General features: G+C 61.3%; 16 protein-coding genes and 2 pseudogenes. 5 read left to right on the top strand and 13 right to left on the bottom strand.

From position 1 onward, the window contains the following. Nucleotide 1 precedes the first annotated feature (1 nt). Nucleotides 2-201, top strand: a pseudogene (locus tag H3L94_RS12760) (ATP-dependent exonuclease). A gap of 94 nt (nucleotides 202-295) precedes the next feature. Here H3L94_RS12760 and H3L94_RS11825 read toward each other — a convergent pair. The 10 genes from H3L94_RS11825 to H3L94_RS11785 all read right to left on the bottom strand — a co-directional run bounded on the left by H3L94_RS11825 (nucleotide 296) and on the right by H3L94_RS11785 (nucleotide 11,777). Continuing rightward, nucleotides 296-2,497, bottom strand: a complete 2,202-nt coding sequence (locus H3L94_RS11825; protein ID WP_182122145.1) for a UvrD-helicase domain-containing protein — start codon at nucleotides 2,495-2,497, stop codon at nucleotides 296-298. A 108-nt stretch (nucleotides 2,498-2,605) separates the two neighbouring features. After that, entirely contained in the window at nucleotides 2,606-3,286 is a 681-nt protein-coding gene (locus tag H3L94_RS11820; protein WP_182122144.1) for an SIR2 family NAD-dependent protein deacylase, read from the bottom strand. Nucleotides 3,287-3,424: 138 nt separating this feature from the next. Continuing rightward, on the bottom strand, nucleotides 3,425-4,765 hold the full coding sequence (gene phoR / locus H3L94_RS11815; RefSeq protein ID WP_182122143.1) for a phosphate regulon sensor histidine kinase PhoR: 1,341 nt from the start codon (nucleotides 4,763-4,765) through the stop codon (nucleotides 3,425-3,427). Between the two features lie 28 nt (nucleotides 4,766-4,793). Further along, a complete protein-coding gene (gene phoB, locus H3L94_RS11810) occupies nucleotides 4,794-5,489 on the bottom strand; it encodes a phosphate regulon transcriptional regulator PhoB (protein WP_182122142.1) in 696 nt (231 codons plus the stop codon). Between the two features lie 30 nt (nucleotides 5,490-5,519). Then, nucleotides 5,520-6,278 (bottom strand): phosphate ABC transporter ATP-binding protein PstB, encoded by a 759-nt coding sequence (gene pstB / locus H3L94_RS11805; protein WP_182122141.1) that lies wholly within the window; start codon nucleotides 6,276-6,278, stop codon nucleotides 5,520-5,522. Between the two features lie 58 nt (nucleotides 6,279-6,336). Beyond that, a complete protein-coding gene (gene pstA / locus H3L94_RS11800) occupies nucleotides 6,337-7,188 on the bottom strand; it encodes a phosphate ABC transporter permease PstA (protein ID WP_182122140.1) in 852 nt (283 codons plus the stop codon). 40 nt (nucleotides 7,189-7,228) lie between these two features. Next, a complete protein-coding gene (pstC, locus tag H3L94_RS11795; protein WP_182122139.1) occupies nucleotides 7,229-8,188 on the bottom strand; it encodes a phosphate ABC transporter permease subunit PstC in 960 nt (319 codons plus the stop codon). Nucleotides 8,189-8,375: 187 nt separating this feature from the next. Next, a complete protein-coding gene (locus tag H3L94_RS11790) occupies nucleotides 8,376-9,680 on the bottom strand; it encodes a M16 family metallopeptidase (protein WP_182122138.1) in 1,305 nt (434 codons plus the stop codon). Continuing rightward, nucleotides 9,677-9,898 (bottom strand): lipoprotein signal peptidase, encoded by a 222-nt coding sequence (locus H3L94_RS12755; RefSeq protein WP_244958773.1) that lies wholly within the window; start codon nucleotides 9,896-9,898, stop codon nucleotides 9,677-9,679. Before H3L94_RS12755 ends, H3L94_RS11790 begins: the two co-directional genes overlap by 4 nt. 49 nt (nucleotides 9,899-9,947) lie before the next feature. Beyond that, nucleotides 9,948-11,777, bottom strand: a complete 1,830-nt coding sequence (locus H3L94_RS11785) for a BCCT family transporter (protein ID WP_182122137.1) — start codon at nucleotides 11,775-11,777, stop codon at nucleotides 9,948-9,950. A 146-nt stretch (nucleotides 11,778-11,923) separates the two neighbouring features. Here H3L94_RS11785 and H3L94_RS12800 point away from each other — a divergent pair, with 146 nt between their 5' ends. Then, on the top strand, nucleotides 11,924-12,052 hold the full coding sequence (locus H3L94_RS12800; protein ID WP_280525471.1) for a hypothetical protein: 129 nt from the start codon (nucleotides 11,924-11,926) through the stop codon (nucleotides 12,050-12,052). After that, nucleotides 12,049-14,088 carry a M3 family metallopeptidase gene (locus H3L94_RS11780; RefSeq protein ID WP_182122136.1) on the top strand — a complete coding sequence of 680 codons (2,040 nt, stop codon included), beginning with the start codon at nucleotides 12,049-12,051 and terminating at the stop codon, nucleotides 14,086-14,088. The genes H3L94_RS12800 and H3L94_RS11780 overlap by 4 nt, the downstream gene beginning before the upstream one ends. A 357-nt stretch (nucleotides 14,089-14,445) precedes the next feature. Here the strand turns inward: H3L94_RS11780 and H3L94_RS11775 are convergent. Next, nucleotides 14,446-15,218 (bottom strand): annotated as a pseudogene (locus H3L94_RS11775) (IS5 family transposase). 98 nt (nucleotides 15,219-15,316) lie between these two features. Further along, complete coding sequence (locus H3L94_RS11770; protein WP_182122135.1) at nucleotides 15,317-18,349, bottom strand: valine--tRNA ligase; 3,033 nt, start codon at nucleotides 18,347-18,349, stop codon at nucleotides 15,317-15,319. Between the two features lie 161 nt (nucleotides 18,350-18,510). Here H3L94_RS11770 and H3L94_RS11765 point away from each other — a divergent pair, with 161 nt between their 5' ends. Continuing rightward, the gene (locus tag H3L94_RS11765) at nucleotides 18,511-19,305 is read left to right on the top strand and encodes a thiazole synthase (protein WP_182122134.1); all 795 of its coding nucleotides are present in this window, start codon (nucleotides 18,511-18,513) and stop codon (nucleotides 19,303-19,305) included. A gap of 21 nt (nucleotides 19,306-19,326) precedes the next feature. Here H3L94_RS11765 and H3L94_RS12750 read toward each other — a convergent pair whose 3' ends face one another. Continuing rightward, the gene (locus H3L94_RS12750) at nucleotides 19,327-19,512 is read right to left on the bottom strand and encodes an ATP-dependent exonuclease (RefSeq protein ID WP_244958911.1); all 186 of its coding nucleotides are present in this window, start codon (nucleotides 19,510-19,512) and stop codon (nucleotides 19,327-19,329) included. A 180-nt stretch (nucleotides 19,513-19,692) separates the two neighbouring features. Here H3L94_RS12750 and H3L94_RS11760 point away from each other — a divergent pair, with 180 nt between their 5' ends. Then, nucleotides 19,693-20,634, top strand: a complete 942-nt coding sequence (locus H3L94_RS11760; RefSeq protein ID WP_009120122.1) for a cyclase family protein — start codon at nucleotides 19,693-19,695, stop codon at nucleotides 20,632-20,634. Nucleotides 20,635-20,637 lie beyond the last annotated feature (3 nt).

The following is a 20,637-nucleotide window of genomic DNA, read 5'->3' as shown; positions in this document are numbered from 1 at the left end:
GCTGAGACTTTTTCAAAACCCCCATCTGCGGCGCATTTCTGCGTTGTGCGTTTATGCCCTATGGGTACTGCTCGCTCACTTGCCTATCTGTATGATATGTCTGTCCCACAGGGATTCCTGACGTTCACGCTCGCTGCGCTGCTACGCCTTGAACTGCATCCACATCAGGGGGTTTTGCAAAGGTCTCAGCCTCTTCATTAAAAAGCCATAACTGCACTTTCATGCCGTAACGACAAAGGCTACCTGAAACGCTTTCAGGTAGCCTTGAATCTTGCTCTGAGAACTAGGCGGCTGTTTAAGCCGACAGCACTTCCAATTTGGCAAACTGGGTGTCCAGCTCTTTGATGCCCTGCTTGCCGAAGTTGATGGTGAGGCGGGCGCTGCCGCTTTTCTGCACGCCGTCGATGATGACACCGGTGCCGAATTTGGCGTGGCGCACGTTTTGGCCGATGCGGAAACCGTCGAATTCGGCCTCAGCAGGGACAGGGGCTTCCTGGCGGCGACTGGAAACGGCAGGTGCGGCCGTGTGTTGGCGGGCAGGCGCGGCCGACAGGTAATGCAGCAGCTCGGCAGGGATTTCGTCCACAAAGCGCGAAGGAATGCCGAAATGGGTTTGGCCGTGCAGCAGGCGCTGCTGCGCCATACTCAAATACAGCCGCCGGCGGGCGCGGGTGATGGCCACATACATCAGCCGCCGTTCTTCCTCCAGCCCGCCGCGTTCGGCCAGGCTGAGTTCGCTGGGGAAACGGCCTTCTTCCATGCCGGTGAGAAAGACGGCGTCGAATTCCAAGCCTTTGGCGGCGTGCACGGTCATCAGCTGCACCGCAGCTTCGCCGGACGCGGCCTGGTTTTCGCCCGATTCGAGCGCGGCATTGCTCAGAAAGGCCAGAATCGGCCAGGTGGGCTGTGCGGCCGCATCGGCGGGCAGGGTTTCGAACTGGCTGTCTTCCGGGCGGAAGGCGATGGCGGCGTGGATCAGCTCTTCCAAGTTGTCGAGGCGGTCTTGCTGGTCGCCTTTTTGGCTTTGGTAGTGGGCGAACAGGCCGCTGTCTTTCACGGCGGCGGCCATTGTTTCGGGCAGGCTGAGGCAGGCGGCCTGCTGTTGCAGGGCTTCGATGAGGCGCACGAAAGCGGCCACTTTGCCGTTTTTGGCGCCCACGGTGCAGGCGGCCTGCCACAGCGAGCCGCCTTCGGCGGCGGCAAGTTGCTGGATGTTTTCCACGGTGCGGCTGCCGATACCGCGGGTGGGCATATTGATCACGCGCAGCAGGGCATTGTCGTCGTGGGGATTGACCGCCAAACGCAGGTAGGCCAGCGCGTGTTTGATTTCCTGGCGTTCATAAAAGCGCAGGCCACCGTAGATTTTGTAGGCGATGCCGGCTTGGAAAAAGGCTTGCTCCAACACGCGCGACTGGGCGTTGCTGCGGTAGAGCACGGCGATGTGGTCGAGCGGCAACCCTTCTTTGGCCAGCGCCTGGGTTTCGGCCACCACGAAGCGGGCCTCGTCTTGGTCGCTGAAGGCGGAAAGGAAGCGGATTTTTTCGCCGCTTTCGGCATCGGTGCGCAGGTCTTTGCCCAAACGCTCGGCGTTGTTTTCAATGACGGCGTTGGCGGCGGCGAGAATATTGCCCACCGAGCGGTAGTTTTGCTCCAGTTTGAGCGGTTCGGCTACCTGAAAAGCCTGCATAAAGGCCTGCATATTGCCCACATGGGCGCCGCGGAAGCGGTAGATGCTTTGGTCGTCGTCGCCCACGGCAAACACGGCGGCCTGCTCGCCGGCCATCAGCTTCAGCCAAGCGTATTGCAGCTTGTTGGTGTCTTGGAATTCGTCCACCAGAATATGGTTGAAGCGGCTTTGGTAGTGGCGGCGCAGCACCTCGTTTTCGCTGAGGATTTCGTAGCTTTTCAGCATCAGTTCGGCAAAATCCACCACGCCTTCCTGCCGGCAGAGGCGGTCGTAGGCGGCATAGCATTCGATGAGCCGTTTTTCTTGCGGGGTAACCGCCTCCAGCCGTTCTGCACGCAGACCGGCGTCTTTTTGCGCGTTGATGAAGCCCTGCAGGGTGCGCGGGGCGATGATTTCTTCGGCGATGTTCAGGTTTTTGAGCAGGCGTTTGATCAGCGAGAGCTGGTCGGACGTGTCGAGAATCTGGAAAGAAGCGGGCAGGCCGGCTTCGCGGTAATGCAGGCGTAAAAAGCGGTGGCACAGGCCGTGGAAAGTGCCCAGCCACATGGCGCGCACGTTTACCGGCAGCATGGCGCCGAGGCGGGTTTGCATCTCTTTGGCGGCTTTATTGGTAAAGGTAACCGCCATGATGGAATGCACGCTGGCCTGGCCGGTTTGCAGCAGCCAGGCGATGCGGGTGGTGAGCACGCGGGTTTTGCCGCTGCCGGCGCCGGCCAACACCAAAACGGATTGCGGCGGCCAAGTAACCGCCGCCAGCTGTTCGGCGTTTAGCCCCCGCAGCAGGCCTGCATTGCTTTGATTCGGCATCATTATTTCTTCAGAATTGGTCTTCGGGGCGCGATTATCCGGCATCAAAGCAAAGCCCGCAACCGCCTACGGCAGGGAGGCCGCCCACCCGCCTCATGGCGGCCAGCCCTTTCAACCGGCCCCAATCAGGCGGCGCACCAATTCGGGCACGCCGTCTTTGGCTTTGGCCGCCAACACTTCCACCCCCCGCAAACCGGCCGGCGGGCGCGGATCCACCAAAAAGCATTCGGCGCCATCGCGCACATATTCGAGCAGGCCGGCGGCGGGATACACCTTCATCGAAGTGCCCACCACCAACACCTTGTCGGCCTGCGCCACCCACGCTGCCGCCGTCTCGATCAGCGGCACCGGCTCGCCGAACCAGACAATGTGCGGGCGCAGCGGATGACCATGCGGGTCGGCATCGGCCAGGGTTTGGTCGCCTTGCCAGTCGATCACATAGCGCTCATCCACGCTGCTGCGCAACTTGGTGAGCTCGCCGTGCAGGTGCAGTACCTGGCGGCTGCCGGCGCGCTCGTGCAGATTGTCCACGTTTTGGGTGACGATGCGCACATCGTAATGCGCCTGCAGCTCGGCCAAAGCCAGATGGGCGGCGTTGGGGCGGGCCTGCACCAGCTGGCGGCGGCGCGCGTTATAAAAATCCAACACCAGCTGCGGATCGCGGGCAAAGGCCTCGGGCGTGGCCACTTGTTCCACCCGATGCCCTTCCCACAGGCCGTCGCTGTCGCGAAAAGTTTTTAGTCCGCTGTCGGCGCTGATGCCGGCGCCGCTGAGCACCACAATGCTTTGCATGGTTGTCCCTTTTGATGCCGTTGCACACAACCATCATCTTAACCGATTTCACCCGCCGTCGAAGTTTAGGCTACCTGAAACACGCTATTGCTGCGTTTCAGGTAGCCTGTCTGTTTGTCCGTGCCGGCGCGTCATGCTTCACGCTTCAACCGGGCCGCTGCCTTCGGTATCCGGCCCGGCCAGGTCGAGGCGCACGGAAAAGGTGCTGCCCACGCCGACGGTGCTGTCGATTTCCAGCCGGGTGTTGTGTTCGGCCAAAGCGTGTTTGGTGATGGCCAGTCCGAGGCCGGTACCGCCGCTTTGGCGGCTGCGGCCGGGATCGACGCGGTAGAAGCGTTCGGTGAGGCGCGGCAGGTGTTCGGGCGCGATGCCGGGGCCGCTGTCGCGGATGCTGAAACGGGCCTGCGGCGGCAGAGTGCCGCCCTCCGCCGCCAAAACAATCTGGATGCGGCCGCCGGCGGGCGTGTAGCGCACGGCATTGAAGGCCAAGTTGCTCAGGGCGCTGTAGAGGTCTGCCTGTATGCCCTGCATGATGAGGCCGGGCGCAATGTCGGCTTCAATGGCGTGCTGCCCCTGCGACAGGGCGCGGGCTGCTTCGGCTACCTGAAAACAGAGGGCGGACAGATCCAGCGGCCGGTATTCGGCGCTGCCGGCGGTGCGGCTTTCCAGCCGCGAGAGGGTGAGCAGGTCGGCCAGAAGGTGGAGCATACGCTCGCCCTCTTTGCGCATCAGGGCGATGAATGCCTGCTGCTGCTCGCGCGGCAAATCGGGCATGTCGGCCAAGGTTTCGAGAAAGCCGTTGATGACGGTGAGCGGGGTGCGCAGTTCGTGCGACACATTGGCCACGAAGGCGGTGCGGGTGGCATTGAGCTGTTCGGCGGCGCTGATGTCTTGGCTGATGAGCAGGTCGGCGCCGTTTTCAAACGGGGTGCGGGTGAGCGCGAGGGTGCGCGGGCGTTGGCGGGCGTCAGGCAGGGAGAGTTTGAGCGGCCGGCTCTCTTCGGCCGGGGCATTCAGGAAGCGGTGGAATTCGGGGGCGCGGATCAGGTTGCCGAGTATTCCGCCGCGGTCGCCCTCCTCCAGATTGAGGTGCTCGGCGGCAAGGCGGTTCATCCATTCGATGCGGCCGTCGCGATCCAGAATCATCACGCCGTTGGGCATGGTTTCGGCGGCGCGGTTGAAGCGCTGCAGGGCGGAGGCCAGCTGCTGTTTGCGCTTTTTGCGGCTTTTGGCCTGCGCCAGCAGGGTGTCGAACACATCCTGCCAAATGCCCCGGCCTTCGGGAATCCGCCGCAGTTTGGGGCTGGCCAGCCAGCGGCGCAGCTTTTGCAGATACAGCAGATGCCGCCACAACCACACGGCCAACACCAGCGTGAGGGCGGCCAACAGGCCGGTGAGGCCGCCCGCCACCCAGCCCACGCCGGCGGCGGTGAGCAGGGTGAGGAGCAAATCGGCCAAATGGCTTCGCAAGGGGGTCATGGCGGCGGGTTTCAGGTAGCCTGGGAAGTCAGGCATCGGTGGCGGAGAAACGGTAGCCGCTGCCGCGCACGGTCTGCACCCAGCCGTCGCAACCGCCCGGCTCGAGGCTGAGGCGCAGGCGGCGGATGTGCACGTCCACCGTGCGTTCTTCCAAAAACACATGGTCGCCCCACACCCAGTCCAAAAGCTGGCGGCGGCTGTACACGCGGTCGGGATGGGTCATGAAAAAATGCAGCAGACGGAATTCGGTGGGGCCGAAAGGCAAGATTTCGCCGCGGGCGGACACGCGCTGTTCGGCGGGGTCGAGCAGCAAATGGCCGACCCGTATCTGCTCCTGCGTTTTTTGCGGTGCGCGGCGGCGCAGGAGGGCGTTGATGCGGGCCACCAGCTCGCGGGGGGAAAACGGTTTGGTGATGTAGTCGTCCGCCCCTTGGTTCAAGCCCAGCTCTTTGTCGGCTTCTTCGCCGCGGGCGGTGAGCAGAATCAGCGGCAGCTCGCGGCTGCGGGGGTCGCGACGCAGCTGTTTGGCGAAATCCACGCCGGAGAGGCCGGGCAGCATCCAATCCAGCAGCACCACATCGGGCAATTCTTCGGCAATCAGAGGCTTGGCGGCTTCCACGCTCTCCACGCAGCTGACGCGGAAACCGGCCTGCTCCAGCGTGAAGCGGATCAGGGCGGTGATGGCGGCTTCGTCTTCAACCAGCAGGATATGGGCTTGCGGCATGATGGCTCCTCCAACAGGGCAGGCGGCAGTTTAACCGAACTTGCCGGTGATGTAATCTTCGGTGGCTTGGCGCTGCGGTTTGGTAAACACCTGCTTGGTGTCGCCCACTTCGACCAATTCGCCCAGATACATATAGGCGGTGAAGTCCGACACGCGGGCGGCCTGCTGCATATTGTGGGTAACGATGGCGATGGTGTAGTCGTTTTTCAGCTCGCTCACCAATTCTTCGATGTGGGCGGTGGAAATCGGATCCAGCGCGGAAGTGGGCTCGTCCAAGAGCAGCACTTCGGGTTTGCAGGCCACGGCGCGGGCGATACACAGCCGCTGCTGCTGGCCGCCGGAGAGCGAATGGCCCGACTGTTTGAGCTTGTCTTTCACTTCGCCCCACAGCGCGGCCTTTTTTAGTGCCCACTCCACGCGGTCGTCCAAATCGCTTTTGCCGAGTTTTTCGTAGAGTTTCACGCCGAAGGTAACGTTGTCGTAAATGCTCATCGGAAAGGGCGTCGGTTTTTGGAACACCATGCCCACCTTGGCGCGCAGCAGGTTGAGGTCCACGTTTTTATCGAGAATGTTTTGCCCGTCGAGCAGCAATTCGCCTTCGGCCTTCATATCGGGATAAAGGTCGTACATGCGGTTGAAGGTGCGCAGCAGGGTGGATTTGCCGCAGCCGGAAGGGCCGATAAAGGCGGTGACCCGGTTGGCGGGAATATCCAAACAAATATTTTTCAGCGCGTGAAAGCGGCCGTAGTGGAAATGGAAGTGGCGGACGCTGATTTTGGGCGTGAACATAAAAATCTTTCCTCGAAACGGTTTTCAGGTAGCCTCAGGCGGTCGGCCTGCACAGGGTTTAGTGTTTGTTGCGCCCCAGCACACGGGCGGCGATGTTGGCGGCCAACACCGTGAGCGCAATCAGCAGGGCGGCGGCCCAGGCCAGGCTGTGCCAGTCTTCGTAGGGCGACATGGCAAACTGGTAGATCACATTGGGCAGATTGGCCATCGGCTGGTTCATGTCGGTGCTGAAAAACTGGTTGTTCAGCGCGGTAAACAGCAGCGGTGCGGTTTCGCCGGAAATGCGGGCGAAGGCCAGCAGCACGCCGGTGAGTACGCCGGCTTTGGCCGCACGCAGGGTGACCATGCTCACCAGCTTCCATTTTGGCGTGCCCAAGGCATAAGCCGCTTCGCGCAGGCTGTCGGGCACCAACCGCAACATGTTTTCGGTGGTGCGCACCACCACCGGCACCACCAGCAGCGAAAGCGCCAGCGCGCCCGCCCAGCCGGAAAAATGCCCCTGCTGCACCACCACCAGCCCGTACACAAACAGGCCGATCACTATCGAGGGCGCGGAGAGCAGGATGTCGTTCATAAAACGGGTGGCGGCAGCCAGCTTGCTGCGGCGGCCGAATTCGGCCAGAAAAATGCCGCACAAAATGCCCACCGGCGTGCCGATGAACAGGCCGAACAGGGTAATCAGCAGACTGCCCCAAATGGCGTTGCGCAGGCCGCCTGCCATGCCCGGCGGCGGCGTATCCAAGCGGAAAATCTCCGTGCCCAAGCCGCTGAAACCTTGGTAAAACAGGGTGTGGAAAATCCAGCCCAGCCAAAACAGGCCGAAGGCCATGGTCAGCCAGGCCATGCTCAAATGAAAACGGTTGAACAGGCGACGGCGGCGGTAAACGGAGTTGCTGAAGGTTTTTTGCATCGGGTTATCCTTGTTTCGGGCAGGCGGCTTTCAGGTAGCCTCAATGCCGCCGCCCTTCGTTGCGCTGCATCTGCAGCAGCATCAGTTTGGCAATACACAGCACCACAAAGGTAATCACAAACAGAATCAGGCCCAGATACAGCAGCGAAGACAGGTGCAGCGGATCCACCGCTTCGGCAAATTCGTTGGCCAGCGCCGAAGTAATCGACACCCCCGAGTGGTAGAGGCTGGGGCTGATGTTGAAGGTATTGCCGATCACAAAAGTCACCGCCATGGTTTCGCCCAAGGCGCGCCCCAAGCCGAGAATGATGCCGCCCACCACGCCGGTTTTGGTGTAGGGCAGCACCACATGGCGCACCACTTCCCATTTGGTGCTGCCCAGGCCGTAGGCGGATTCCTTCAACATCACCGGCGTGATTTCAAACACATCGCGCATCACCGAAGCGATGAACGGGATGATCATGACCGCCAGAATCAGGCCGGCGGCAAACAGGCCGATGCCCATCGGCGCGCCCTGAAACAGCACACCCACCAGCGGCAGGCGGCCGAAGGTTTGGATAAAAAACGGCTGGATGTATTCGGAAAACACCGGCGCAAACACAAACAGGCCCCACATGCCGTAAATAATCGACGGAATCCCCGCCAGCAATTCCACGCAGATGCCCAAGGGCCGCCGCAGCCACAGCGGGCACAATTCGGTGAGGAACACCGCGATGCCGAAGCTCACCGGCACCGCAATCAAGAGCGCAATCGCCGAAGTGGCCAGCGTGCCATACACCGGCGCCAAGGCGCCGTAGCTGCCCTGCACCGTGTCCCAATCGGAAGAGGTGAAAAAACCCAGGCCGAAGGTGCGCATGCTCGGCAGCGCGCCCAGCACCAGCGAAATCAGAATTCCGCCCAAGCTGGCCAGCACCAACAGCGCAAACAGCCGCGTGGTGCCGACAAACAGCCGGTCGTACAGGCCTTGTTGCCTAAGTCTGTCGGATTGCAGGGTGTCCATGAAAAAGCCGCCTTTCGTGAAACGGTTGCGCAGCCGGGGCTGCAGAGAAGACGGCGGCAGTGTAGGCAACAATTGTTGCAGCAGCATGACAAAGCGGGAAAACAGATTCCCGCCGCCGCTGCCAAACAAACAGGCTACCTGAAAGCCTTCAGGTAGCCTGTTGTCGGTTTGGTTGGTGGTGGCGGCTTTACTGGGGCGCGCCGACGGTCACGGTATTCAGTTTTTCCGCCTGCAGGCGGCGCTGCCAAGCCTGCCTGATGTCTTCGGTGCTGACGGCGGCCACGGCGGCGGGATAGCGGGTGAGGAAATCGTCGGGCAGATTGCCGAAGCCGATTTGGATCAGATAGCCGGTCAGCTCGGCGTTGGTGTCGAAACGCAGGGGGAAACTGCCCACCAGATTGGCTTTGGCCTGCGCCAGCTCGGCTTCGGTGGGGCCTTGGGCGATGAAATCGGCCAACACCTGGCGGGTGGCGGCCAAGGCGGCTTGGGCATTGGCTTTTTCGGTGGCGAAGCTGATGCTGAAAGGGCCGGGCTGGCGCATCGGCGCGAGGTCGGAAGACACGCCGTAGGTGTAGCCGTGGCGGTCGCGCAGGGTCTGCATCAGGCGGCTGTCGAAACCGCCGCCGCCGAGGATGTAGTTGCCCACCAGCAGCGGATAGTAGTCGGGGTCGTTGTAGCGGATCAGCGGCAGGGTGAGGCGGATGTGGGTTTGGCTTTCGGGGTGGGGCAGATGGCGCTGGCCGCCGCTGCGCTCGGTCGGCGCAGGTACGGCGGGCAGGGCGGTGCCCACCGGCAGATCGCGGGTCAGCTGCGCCACAATGGCTTCGGCGCGACTGCGGTCGAGATCGCCGACCATCGCGATGACTGCATTGCGGCGGGTGAAGTGGCGACGGTGGAAAGCGCGCATATCGGCCACGCTGACGGCGCGGATGCTGCGCTCGCTGCTGCGGGCGACGAAGCCGTAGGGATGGGCGCCGTAGTTCAGCTCGGCGGCGGCGCGGTGGCTCAGATACTCGGGGCGGGTGAGGTTTTGCTTCAACGAGGCCACGGCACGGTCTTGCTCGCGGCGCAACACGGCAGGGTCGAAGCGCGGTTCCACCAGAATATCGCGCATCAGGGCCACGGCGGGCGCCAGCACTTCGGGCTTGGACAGGCTGCGCAGGGCCACGCCGGCACGCTCGGTGCCGCCGTAGCTGCCGAGGCTGACGGCCAAATCGCTGCCGCGCTCGTGCAGGGCTTCTTCGTCGAGACGGCGGGTGCCGGCGTCCATCAGGGCGGCGGTGAAACCGGCCACGCCGATTTTGTCGGCACGGTCGCGCGCACTGCCGGCGTCGAAGGCGATGTGGATGTCCACAATCGGGTTGTCGTGCCGTTCCACCAACAGCACGCGGGTGCCGTCGGCGGTCTGCCAACGCTGGATGGGGGCGGATTCCGCCGCCGCGGTTAAGGGCAACAGGGCGGCAAACACAAGGGAAAACAGTTTCTGCATCATGATTCCTGGTAATAATGGCTTTCAGGTAGCCCGAATGCGCCCACTATAGCGGTGAACGCGGTATTCGGACAAGACACAGGCCGAGACCTTTGCCAAACCCCCAGATGTGGATGCAGTTCAAGGCGTAGCAGCACAGCGAGTGCAGACATATCATCAAGATAGGCAAGCGAGCGAGCAGCGCACAACGCAGAAATGCGCCGCAGATGGGGGTTTGGCAAAGGTCTCAGGCCCCGCCGGAGGCAGGGCCTGTGGTAGGCCGACCGGACGTCAGTCTGCCGGCGGCGGGGCGGCAGATGGGTCGCGTTGTTGTTCCAGCTGTTCCTGCTGCTCGCGGATTTCGGCGTATTCGGCCTGCTGCGCCAACACCGAACCTTCGGGCGCCTGCGAGGTGCGGCCCTTCTCCCACGGCGCATTGTCGGGCACTTCTTCGATGTGGATGGTGTGCAGGGAATAATCGGGCTGGTAGTGCAGATCGTACTGGGCGGCTTTGATCAGCGACAGCATCAACAGCACCATGATCACCAAGAGCGGCGCACCGGCAAAAATAGACGCGGTCTGCAGGGTGGAGAGGCCGCCGAGAAACATCAGCGCGGCCGGCATCAGGCAGAGCGCAAAGGCCCAAAACAGGCGGTTCCAGCGGTGCGGCTCGCCGTCCACTTCCCGCTGCACCACCGAGGCCAGAATATAGGAAATGCTGTCGAAGGTGGTGGCGGTGAAAATCACGGCCAGCACCACAAACACGGCAATCGCCAATTTGGCCATCGGCAGGGTGTGCAGCACGGCATAAATGGCGGCGGTGGCGCCCTGTTCGTTCAATACCGCCACCACGTCATGGCTACCTGAAAGCTGCAGCCACAGGCCGTAGTTGCCCAAAATAATGAAGAACACGGCACAGCCGAGCGAACCGAAAAAGAGGGCACCGAACACCATTTGCTTGATGGTGCGGCCTTTGGAAATTTTGGCGATAAACAAACCCATGGTCGGCGCAAACACCAGCCACCACGCCCAGTAAAACACCGTCCAATCGCGCGGGAAATTGGTTTTGCGGAAACCGTGCTCGTCAAAATCACCAAACGGCTCCAGCCAGGTCATCATATCCGGCAGGTGACTGAGTGAGCGACCCAGCGATTCCAAGCCCACATTCAGAATAAACACGGTCGGCCCGGCCAGCAGAATAAAGGCCAAAAAAGCCAGCGCCAGATAGAAATTGAAATTCGACAGCATCTGGATGCCGCCGCGCATGCCTTGATAAGCGCTGTAAGCGAAAATCAGCGTGGTCACCAGCAACACCGCCAACTGCATCCAAATATTATTGGGCGTGCCCACAAGGGCAGTGAGGCCGTCGGTAATCAGTGGGGAAGCCAAACCCAGCGTGGTGGCGCCGCCGCCGATCATGCCGAACACGAAAAAGATGTCCACCAGCTTGCCCCAGTTGCTTTTCGCCCATTTCTCGCCGATTAAGGGCATCAGGCTCTGGCTCACTTTCAATACCGGCGAATTGCGCACGTGGGCAAAATAAGCAATCGGAATCGCCGGCACCAGATAAATCGACCACGCCACCGGCCCCCAGTGGAACAGGCCGTAGGTAGAAGCCCAGCGCACCGCCTGCGGCGATCCGGCCTCCAAGCCAAACGGCGGCGACTGGTAGTAATACATCCACTCCACAATGCCCCAATACAGAATGCTGGCGCCGATGCCGCCGCAAAACATCATCGCCGCCCACGAGCCGGTTTTGAACTCGATGTCGTCGGCGGGCTTGCCCAGCTTGATGTTGCCGATGTCGGAAAACGCGATGTAAAGCACAAACAGCACCGCCAGCACGCCGAAAGCGAGATAGGCCACGCCGAAATTATCGGTTACAAAGCTTTTGGCCGCCGCCACCCAGGCCGCACCCTGTTCGGGAAACACCAGAAGCGGCAGGGTGACGCCGAGCAGAATCAGCAACACGCCGAAAAAAGTGAATGTGTCGATGCGGGTGTCGGCCTGTTCGGACTGGCCGTGCGGATAGAAATTGCCGTCCGTATTGAAAGTGCCCAAATGGGCGCTTTGCGGACGCTTGGGGCCCTGAATCGGGCGGTCGGAAGCATGATGAGACATACCGGTTTGAGGTTTCCTTTCGTGGCTGAAATCAGGCAGGCGCCGGAAGCGCCTGAACAAAAAAGAGGCAAATTATAGCATAATTTAATTATTTATAAAATTTGATAAATATAAGCTATTAAATTTGCCCGCCACAGCCGTTTAAAATGGCCCGCCTGCAAACGGCAGCGGCCGGCCGATTCATCCCCAACAGGCTACCTGAAACTTGTGAAACCGGCCTGCCGCCCCTATCTGCCGTTCTGATTTTTTTATTCCGCATGAAAGACAAGCCATGAACACCCTGCTCCATCTTGCCGACGAACCCCGTTTCGATGCCGTGGCCGTGGCCGACATCCGCCCGGCCATGCAAAGCTCCATGGCCGAGGCGCGTGCCGCGATTGCCGACATCAAAGCCCAAAGCGAGGTCACTTGGGCCAACACCGTAGAAGCGCTCACCGACATCACCGAGCGCGTGGGCCGCATTTGGGGCGTGGTGGCCCACCTCAATGCGGTGGTGGACACCCCCGAGTTGCGCGCGGTGTATAACGAACTGATGCCCGAAGTGACCGTGTTCTTCACCGAAGTCGGCCAAGACATCGAACTCTATGAACGCTTCAAAGCCATCCGCGCCTCCGCCGCCTACGAACGCTTGGATGCCGCCCAACAAACCAAGCTGGCGCACGATTTGCGCGATTTCGTGCTCAGCGGCGCCGAGCTGCCGCCCGCACAACAGGCCGAATTTGCCGCCCTGCAAACCGAAGGTGCGCAACTGGGCGCCCAGTTCAGCCAAAATGTACTCGATGCCACCGATGCCTTCGCCCTGTATTTCGACGATGCGCAACGCCTGCAAGGGCTACCTGAAGACGCCTTGGCCATGTTTGCCGCGGCCGCCCAGGCCGAAGGCAAAAGCGGCTACAAAATCGGCCTGCAAATGCCGCATTATCTGGCGGTGATGCAGTATGCCGACGACCGCGACCTGCGCGCCGAGGTGTACCGCGCCTACGTCACCCGCGCCAGCGAATTCGGCAAACCCGAATGGGACAACACCGCCAACATCGGCCGCCGCCTGCACATCGCCCGCGCCGAGGCCGAACTCTTGGGCTATGCCGACTACGCCGAATTGTCGCTGGTCACCAAAATGGCGAATTCGCCCGATGAGGTACTGGCCTTTTTGCGCGATCTGGCCCGCCGCGCCAAACCCTTTGCCGAGCGCGACCTGGCCGAAGTGCGCGCCTTTGCCGGCGAGCAATTGGCCATCGCCGACCTGCAGCCCTGGGATTTGGCCTATGCCAGCGAAAAACTGCGCCAGGCCAAATACGCCTTCAGCGAAACCGAAGTGAAAAAATACTTCCCCGCCGACAAAGTGCTGGCCGGCCTGTTTGCGCAAATCCACCGCCTCTACGGCGTGAATCTGATGGAAAAAACCGTGCCGGTGTGGCACCCCGACGTGCGCTATTTCGAGCTGGAAAAAGGCGGCGCCATCATCGGCGGCGTTTATCTCGACCTCTACGCCCGCGAAGGCAAACGCGGCGGCGCCTGGATGAACGACTACCGCGGCCGGCGCCGTTTTGTTTCCGGCAGCCGCAGCGGCCAAATCCAAACCCCGGTGGCCTATTTGGTGTGCAACTTTACCCCGCCGGTGGGCGGCAAACCCGCGCGCCTGAGCCACGACGAAATCCTCACCCTGTTTCACGAAATGGGCCACGGCCTGCACCATTTGCTCACCCGCGTGGACGAACTCGGCGTCTCCGGCATCAACGGCGTGGAATGGGACGCGGTGGAGCTGCCCAGCCAGTTTATGGAAAACTTCGTGTGGGAATACGAAGTGCTGGCCGGCATGTCGGCCCACGAAGACGACGGCCGCGCCCTGCCGCGCGAATTGTTCGACAAAATGGTGGCAGCGAAAAACTTCCAGCGCGGCCTGTTTATGGTGCGGCAGATGGAGTTCGCCCTGTTCGATATGCGCATCTACCGCGAAGCCGATGCCGCCGAAGGCCGCCGCTGGGCGGAAATTCTGGACGAAGTGCGCGCCGAAGTGGCGGTGGTGCAGCCGCCCGCTTTCAACCGCTTCGCCAACAGCTTCGGCCACATCTTCGCCGGCGGCTACGCAGCGGGCTATTACAGCTACGCCTGGGCCGAAGTGCTGAGTGCCGACGCCTACGCCGCCTTTGAAGAAAGCGACGACGTGCGCGCCACCGGTGCCCGCTTCTGGAACGAAATCCTGGCCATGGGCGGCAGCCGTCCCGCCGCCGAATCGTTCAAAGCCTTCCGCGGCCGCGAACCGCAAATCGACGCCCTGTTGCGCCACAGCGGCTTTGACCAAGCGGCCTAAGTGAACGGCGCCAAGCAACAGACAGGCTACCTGAAACCTTTCAGGTAGCCTGAGACCTTTGCAAAACACCCAGATGTGGATGCGTTCAAGGCATAGCAGCGCAGCGAGTGTGAATGCCAGGAATCCCCGTGGGACAGACATATCATCTAGATAGGCAAGCGAGCAGTACCCATAGGGCATAAACGCACAACGAGAAATGCGCCGCAGATGGGGTTTTTGCAAAGGTCTCGGCCTGTTACTGATAGGTGCCGCCTACATACCGATGCTGAAACCGTTGCCATCCATCTGAAGCGCGTTTCTGCATTGTGCGCCGCAGGCGGGTTTGCTTTACCGTCCCGCCCTAGGCTGAATCGACATTCAACCCACCCACAAGGTAATTGATGCGAGGTAGAGGAAAGCCAGGAAGTGAGAGGGCTTGCGGTCAAAACGAGTGGCGATGCGGCGGAACTGCTTGAGCCTGGCAAAGCAACGCTCGATGCGATTGCGTAGCCGGTAGCGTGCTTTGTCGTAGGCACGCGGCTGCTGGCAGCTGCGAGGCGGGATCACCGCCTGGGCGCCGAGCGACTGGATCAGCGCCACCAGTTGCCGGCTGTCATAGCCTTTGTCGGCCAAGACGTACTTGGGCTTGAACCCGGCCAGCAGCGCTGGGGCTTGCGTGATGTCGTTACGCTGGCCGCCAGTGAGGATGAATCGCACCGGTCGGCCCTGGCCATCTGTCGCCATGTGGATCTTCGTGCTCAGACCTCCTCGGCAACGCCCCAGAGCCGGGTGTGCCGCCCCCCTTTTCCGGTCGCCGCCTGTGCGTGCGCCCGGACAATGCTGCTGTCGATCATCAGATACTCGTTGCTTCGATCCTGAATCAGGGACTGGAACACCAGCTCCCAGATACCCTTGGCCGCCCAGCGGGTGAAGCGCTTGTGCACGCTCTTGTAGGCTCCGTAGCGCGTGGGCAGATCGCTCCAGCGCGCCCCGGAGCGCAACACCCACAGCACGCCATTGACGAAGCTGCGGTTGTCCGCTGCCGTACGCCCGGGGTCACCGGCCTTGCCTGGGAGCAGATCTTCGATCCGCTCCCATTGGGTTTGGGTTAATTCGTAGCGGCGGGGCCGCGGATGCTTGGTCTTGGTCATCCGCCAAAGATACCAGATGAATGTCGATTCGGCCTAAGGGAAAAAAGGCTACCTGAACACTTTCAGGTAGCCTTTGCCTTGCCGGAAGGCAAGATTGATCAGTCTCTCAACTTGGCCAGCTGTTGCTGCACTTTTTCCATTTTGCCGTTCAGATCGGCCAATTCGGCGCGGTCTTTTTCCACCAGATGGGCGGGGGCTTTTTCGGTATAGCCGGGCTTGCCCAGTTTGGCGTTCAGCTTGTCGAGCACTTTTTGCAGTTTTTCCGCTTCCTTGTTTAAACGGGCGGTTTCGGCGGCCTTGTCGATCTCCACTTTCAGCATCAGGCGCGCGCCGTTGCAAACGGCCACCGGCGCATCTTCGCTATCGGGCAGCTGCGCCACCAGTTTGGCTTCGCTGAGGCGGGCCATGGCCGGCAGGTATTTCAGGTAGCCTTCCAGATGGCTGCCGCCCTCCACAAACAGCGGGGCTTTCACGCTCGGCGCCAAACCCATTTCGCCGCGCAGATTGCGCACTGCGCCGATCAGCTCCTGCAGGACGGCCATTTGCTCGAAGGCGGCGGGTACGATTTTTTCTTCGTCCGCCACCGGCCAGGCCGCCGTCATGATGCTGTCGCTGCGTTTGGCATTGGCCAGCGGGGCAACGGTTTGCCACAGCTCTTCGGTGATGAAGGGCATGATGGGGTGCAGCAGGCGCAGCACCACTTCCAACACGCGCACTAAGGTGCGGCGGGTGGTGCGCTGGCGGCTCTCGCAGCCGGTTTGCAGCTGCACTTTGGCCAGCTCCAAATACCAGTCGCAGAAGTCGTTCCACACGAATTCATACAGGGTTTGCGCGGCCAGGTCGAAGCGGTAGGTGTCGAACGCTGCCGACACCGCCGCCTCGGTTTGCTGCAGGCGGCCGATGATCCATTGATCGACAAAGCTGTAGGCCAAGGGCTGGCTTTCGTCTTGGCCGCAATCTTGGCCTTCGGTGTTCATCAGCACGAAGTTGGTGGCGTTCCAGATTTTATTGCAGAAGTTGCGGTAGCCTTCGGCGCGTTTGAAGTCGAAATTGATGCTGCGGCCGAGGCTGGCGTAGCTGGCCATGGTGAAGCGCAGGGCATCGGTGCCGAACACGGGAATGCCTTCGGGGAACAGCTTCTCGGTGGCGCGGCGCACTTCGGGGGCTTTTTCGGGGCGGCGCAGGCCGGTGGTGCGCTTGGCCAGCAGGCTCTCCAAATCAATGCCGTCGATCAAGTCCACCGGATCAATCACATTGCCCTCGGATTTCGACATTTTCTTGCCTTCGTGGTCGCGCACCATGCCGTGGATATACACGTCTTTAAACGGCACTTTGCCGGTGAAATGGGTGGTCATCATGATCATGCGCGCCACCCAGAAAAAGATGATTTCGTAGCCGGTGACCAACACGGAAGAGGGCAGAAAGGCGTTCAATTCGTCGGTTTGCTGCGGCCAGCCCAAAGTGGAGAAGGGCACCAAGGCCGAGGAAAACCAGGTGTCGAGCACGTCTTCATCGCGGGTGAGCACAATACCTTGGGCACGGCAGGCGGCCATCGCTTCGGCCACCGGCTGGCTCAAGCCTGCCAAAATTTGCTGCCGGGTTTGTCCCTGCTCCTTGGCGCCGGGCATACGGGTACGCCCCAATACTTCCACAATGCGCATCCAATCTGACATCAGCGCAAAGTCTGCCTCTTCCAAGCGGCCTTGCTGCTGCCGTTCTTCGTAACGGCTGGAGAATGCCTGCCAATAGGCATCACATTCGTCATGCGCCACATAACAACGGCCTTGCGCATCGTACCAAGCCGGAATCTGATGGCCCCACCACAGCTGGCGCGAGATACACCAGTCTTGGATATTGTTCATCCATTGGTTGTAGGTGTTGACCCAATTTTCGGGGATGAATTTCACCTGCCCGCTGTCCACCGCATGCTTGGCTTTTTCGGCCAGGCTCATGCCGGCAAATTCGCTGTCGGGTTCGCCGCCGGCGGGCTGGGCGCTCATGGCGATGAACCATTGGTCGGTGAGCATGGGCTCGATTACCGAGCCGGTGCGGTCGCCTTTGGGCGTCATCAGTTTGTGCGGCTTGGTGTCTTTCAGGTAGCCTTGGGCGCTCAGATCGGCCACGATTTGTTTGCGCGCCTCGAAGCGGTCGAGGCCGGCGTAGGCTTCGGGCAAGGCAATGCCGCTGTGACGGCGGCTTTGGAAATCGAACACTTCCGCTTCGGGCAGGATGCGCGCCTGCAAATCCAATACGCTGATCAGGAGGGTGTCGTGGTTTTTGCCCACTTGGTAGTCGTTGAAATCGTGGGCGGGGGTGATTTTCACGCAGCCGCTGCCGAATTCGCGGTCTACATATTCGTCGGCAATCACGGGAATGGTGCGGCCGGTCAGCGGTAACACCAGCTGTTGGCCGACCAAATGGCGGTAGCGTTCGTCTTCGGGGTGGACGGCCACGGCCACGTCGCCCAAGAGGGTTTCGGGCCGGGTGGTGGCCACGGTAACGCCCTCGGCGGGATTGTCGGCCAGCGGATAGCGGATGTGCCACATATGGCCGTCGCTTTCCACGTTTTCCACTTCCAAATCGGAAACGGCGGTGCCGAGCACGGGATCCCAATTCACCAAACGCTTGCCGCGGTAAATCAGGCCCTGCTCATACAGGCGCACAAACACTTCGGTCACCACGGCGGCGCGGGTGTCGTCCATGGTGAAATATTCGCGGCTCCAGTCGGCCGAGCAGCCCATGCGGCGCATTTGTTCGGTGATGGTGCCGCCGGAATGCCGCTTCCATTCCCACACTTTTTCCAAAAAGGCGTCGCGGCCCAAATCGTGGCGCGACACGCCCTGTTCGCCCAGCTGGCGCTCCACCACAATTTGCGTGGCGATGCCGGCGTGGTCGGCGCCGGGCACCCAGCAGGTGTTGCGGCCTTGCATGCGGTAATAGCGGGTGAGGCCGTCCATAATGGTTTGGTTGAAGGCGTGGCCCATGTGCAGGGTGCCGGTGACATTGGGCGGCGGCAGCTGAATGGAGAAGGCTTCGCTGCCGGGCTGCATGTGCGGCTGGAAATAGCCGGCGGCTTCCCAGTTTTGATAGTGTTTGGCCTCGATTTCGGCAGGGTTGTATTTGTTGAGCATGGCTGAAACGGTCTCGATGCGGAAAATCAGAAAAATGCGCGGATTATATCGGAGAAAGCAGGCTGGCTGAAAGCCGGCGTGCGGCGCCCGAGTGGTGATCAAGCGCTGCCGGGCGGGCTATAATGCGGCCTTTCGCCGCACAGGCTACCTGAAAGCACACCATGTCCGAGCTGACCCTTTACCGCCAAACCTTTCCCTCCCGCCTGCTGTTGGGCACCGCGGCCTATCCGAGCACCGAAATCCTGCGCCGGGCCGTGGCCGCCGCCGCACCGGCGATGATCACCGTTTCCCTGCGCCGCGCCGGCAGCGCCGCCGAAACCGACGGCCAGGGCTTTTGGTCGCTGTTGCAGGCGATGGACGTGCCGGTGCTGCCCAATACCGCCGGCTGCCAAAGCGTACAGGAAGCAGTCACCACCGCCCGCATGGCGCGCGAAGTGTTCGCCACCGACTGGATCAAACTCGAGCTGATCGGCGACGACGACACCCTGCAGCCGGACGTGTTCCAACTGGTAGAAGCGGCCAAAATCCTGATTGACGAAGGCTTTAAAGTGCTGCCCTACTGCACGGAAGACCTGATTGCCTGCCGCCGTCTGCTGGACGTAGGCTGTGAAGCCTTGATGCCGTGGGCGGCCCCCATCGGCAGCGGGTTGGGCGTGGTGCACGGCTATGCGCTGCAGGTATTGCGCGAGCGGCTGCCCGATGTGCCGCTGATCATCGACGCCGGCCTCGGCCTGCCTTCGCAGGCGGCACAAGTGATGGAATGGGGTTTCGACGGCGTATTGCTCAACACCGCAGTATCGCGCAGCGGCGACCCGGTGGCGATGGCAGAGGCTTTCGCCCAAGCCACCGCCGCCGGCCGGGCCGCCTATTTGTCCGACCCCGTGCAGCCGCACCGCCACGCCCGCGCCAGCACGCCCACCGTGGGTCAGCCGTTTTGGCACAGCGAAGAATACTGAGCAAATGATTCGGCATGCTTTTCAGGTAATCTCAGGCTGAGACCTTTGCAACCCCCCCAGATGTGGATGCAGTTCAAGGCGTAGCAGCGCAGCGAACGTGAACGTCAGGAATCCCTGTGGGGCAGACATATCATCTAGATAGGCAAGTGAGCGAGCAGCGCACAACGCAGAAATGCGCCGCAGATGGGGGTTTTGCAAAGGTCTCAGGCTACCTGAAAACTTTTCTAAGGCCCCCGGATATGCCGCTGCGCTTGTAGTTGAAACCCATTCTTATCCATTGCCGTTTTGCTGCCGATTCGGTGCACAATTGCTGATTTTGCTGCAGCGCACCTTCTCCATAATGGCTGCAGCGGCACTCCTGCCGCGCAGACCGTAAGGAGAATCGATATGTGTGATTTCCATTTGCCGCGCAGCCTCAAAATCAAACCCAGCCCCTGGGGCCCGGACGACCAAATCGGCCGCCTCAACTGGATTACCGACGACAGCCGTCGTGAAGTAATGGAGGCTTTGGATCCGAGCCGCTCTTACGATATTTCGGTGAAATACTTCATCGGCATGCCTTCTTGGTCGGCCGCCGGCGACCCGCCCTTCCAAATCTGGATGACCCACACCCCTTCGGGCAACGTCAACGACGACCTGCTGGACGTTACTCTGGCCGGCAAAAAACTGATCGGCTATTCCGGCGACGCCATTTCCATGTACACCCACTGCGGCACCCACATCGACACCCTCAACCACTTCGGCTACCAAGACACCGTGTGGAACGGCTATACCCAAGCCGAACATTTGGGCAGCCGCCATTGGCTCAAATGCGGGGCCGAACAGTTTCCGATTATCTGCGCCCGCGCCGTGCTGCTCGATGTGGCGCGCACCAAAGGCGTGGACAGGTTGCCGCCGTCTTACGGCATCGGCCGCGCCGATTTGGAAGCCACCCTGGCCCGCCAGCAGGTGTCCATCCGCCAGGGCGACATCGTGATGATCCGCACCGGCATGATGACGGTGTGGCCCGACCGCGAAGCCTATCTCACCAACTCGCCCGGCCTCAATCTGGAAGGCGCCGAATTTCTGGTGGGCTTGGGCGCCATGATCATCGGCGCCGACAACATCGCACTCGAGCAGGGCCCTTCGGTCGAGCCGGACAATTATTTCCCCGTACACACCTATCTGTTTGCCGAGGCCGGCGTGCCGATTATCGAGGTGATGAACTTGGAAGAATTGGCCAAAGACGAAGTGTACGAAACGGCATTCATCGGCCGGGCCATGCCGATAGTCGGCTCCACCGGCGCCCCCATCCAGCCGGTGGTATTCCCGATGAAGAAAACGGCTTAACGC

The sequence above is a fragment of the Neisseria shayeganii genome, assembly GCF_014054965.1.
In the GTDB taxonomy this organism is placed as follows: domain Bacteria; phylum Pseudomonadota; class Gammaproteobacteria; order Burkholderiales; family Neisseriaceae; genus Eikenella; species Eikenella shayeganii.
This window is presented reverse-complemented; position numbering and strand designations above follow the sequence as displayed.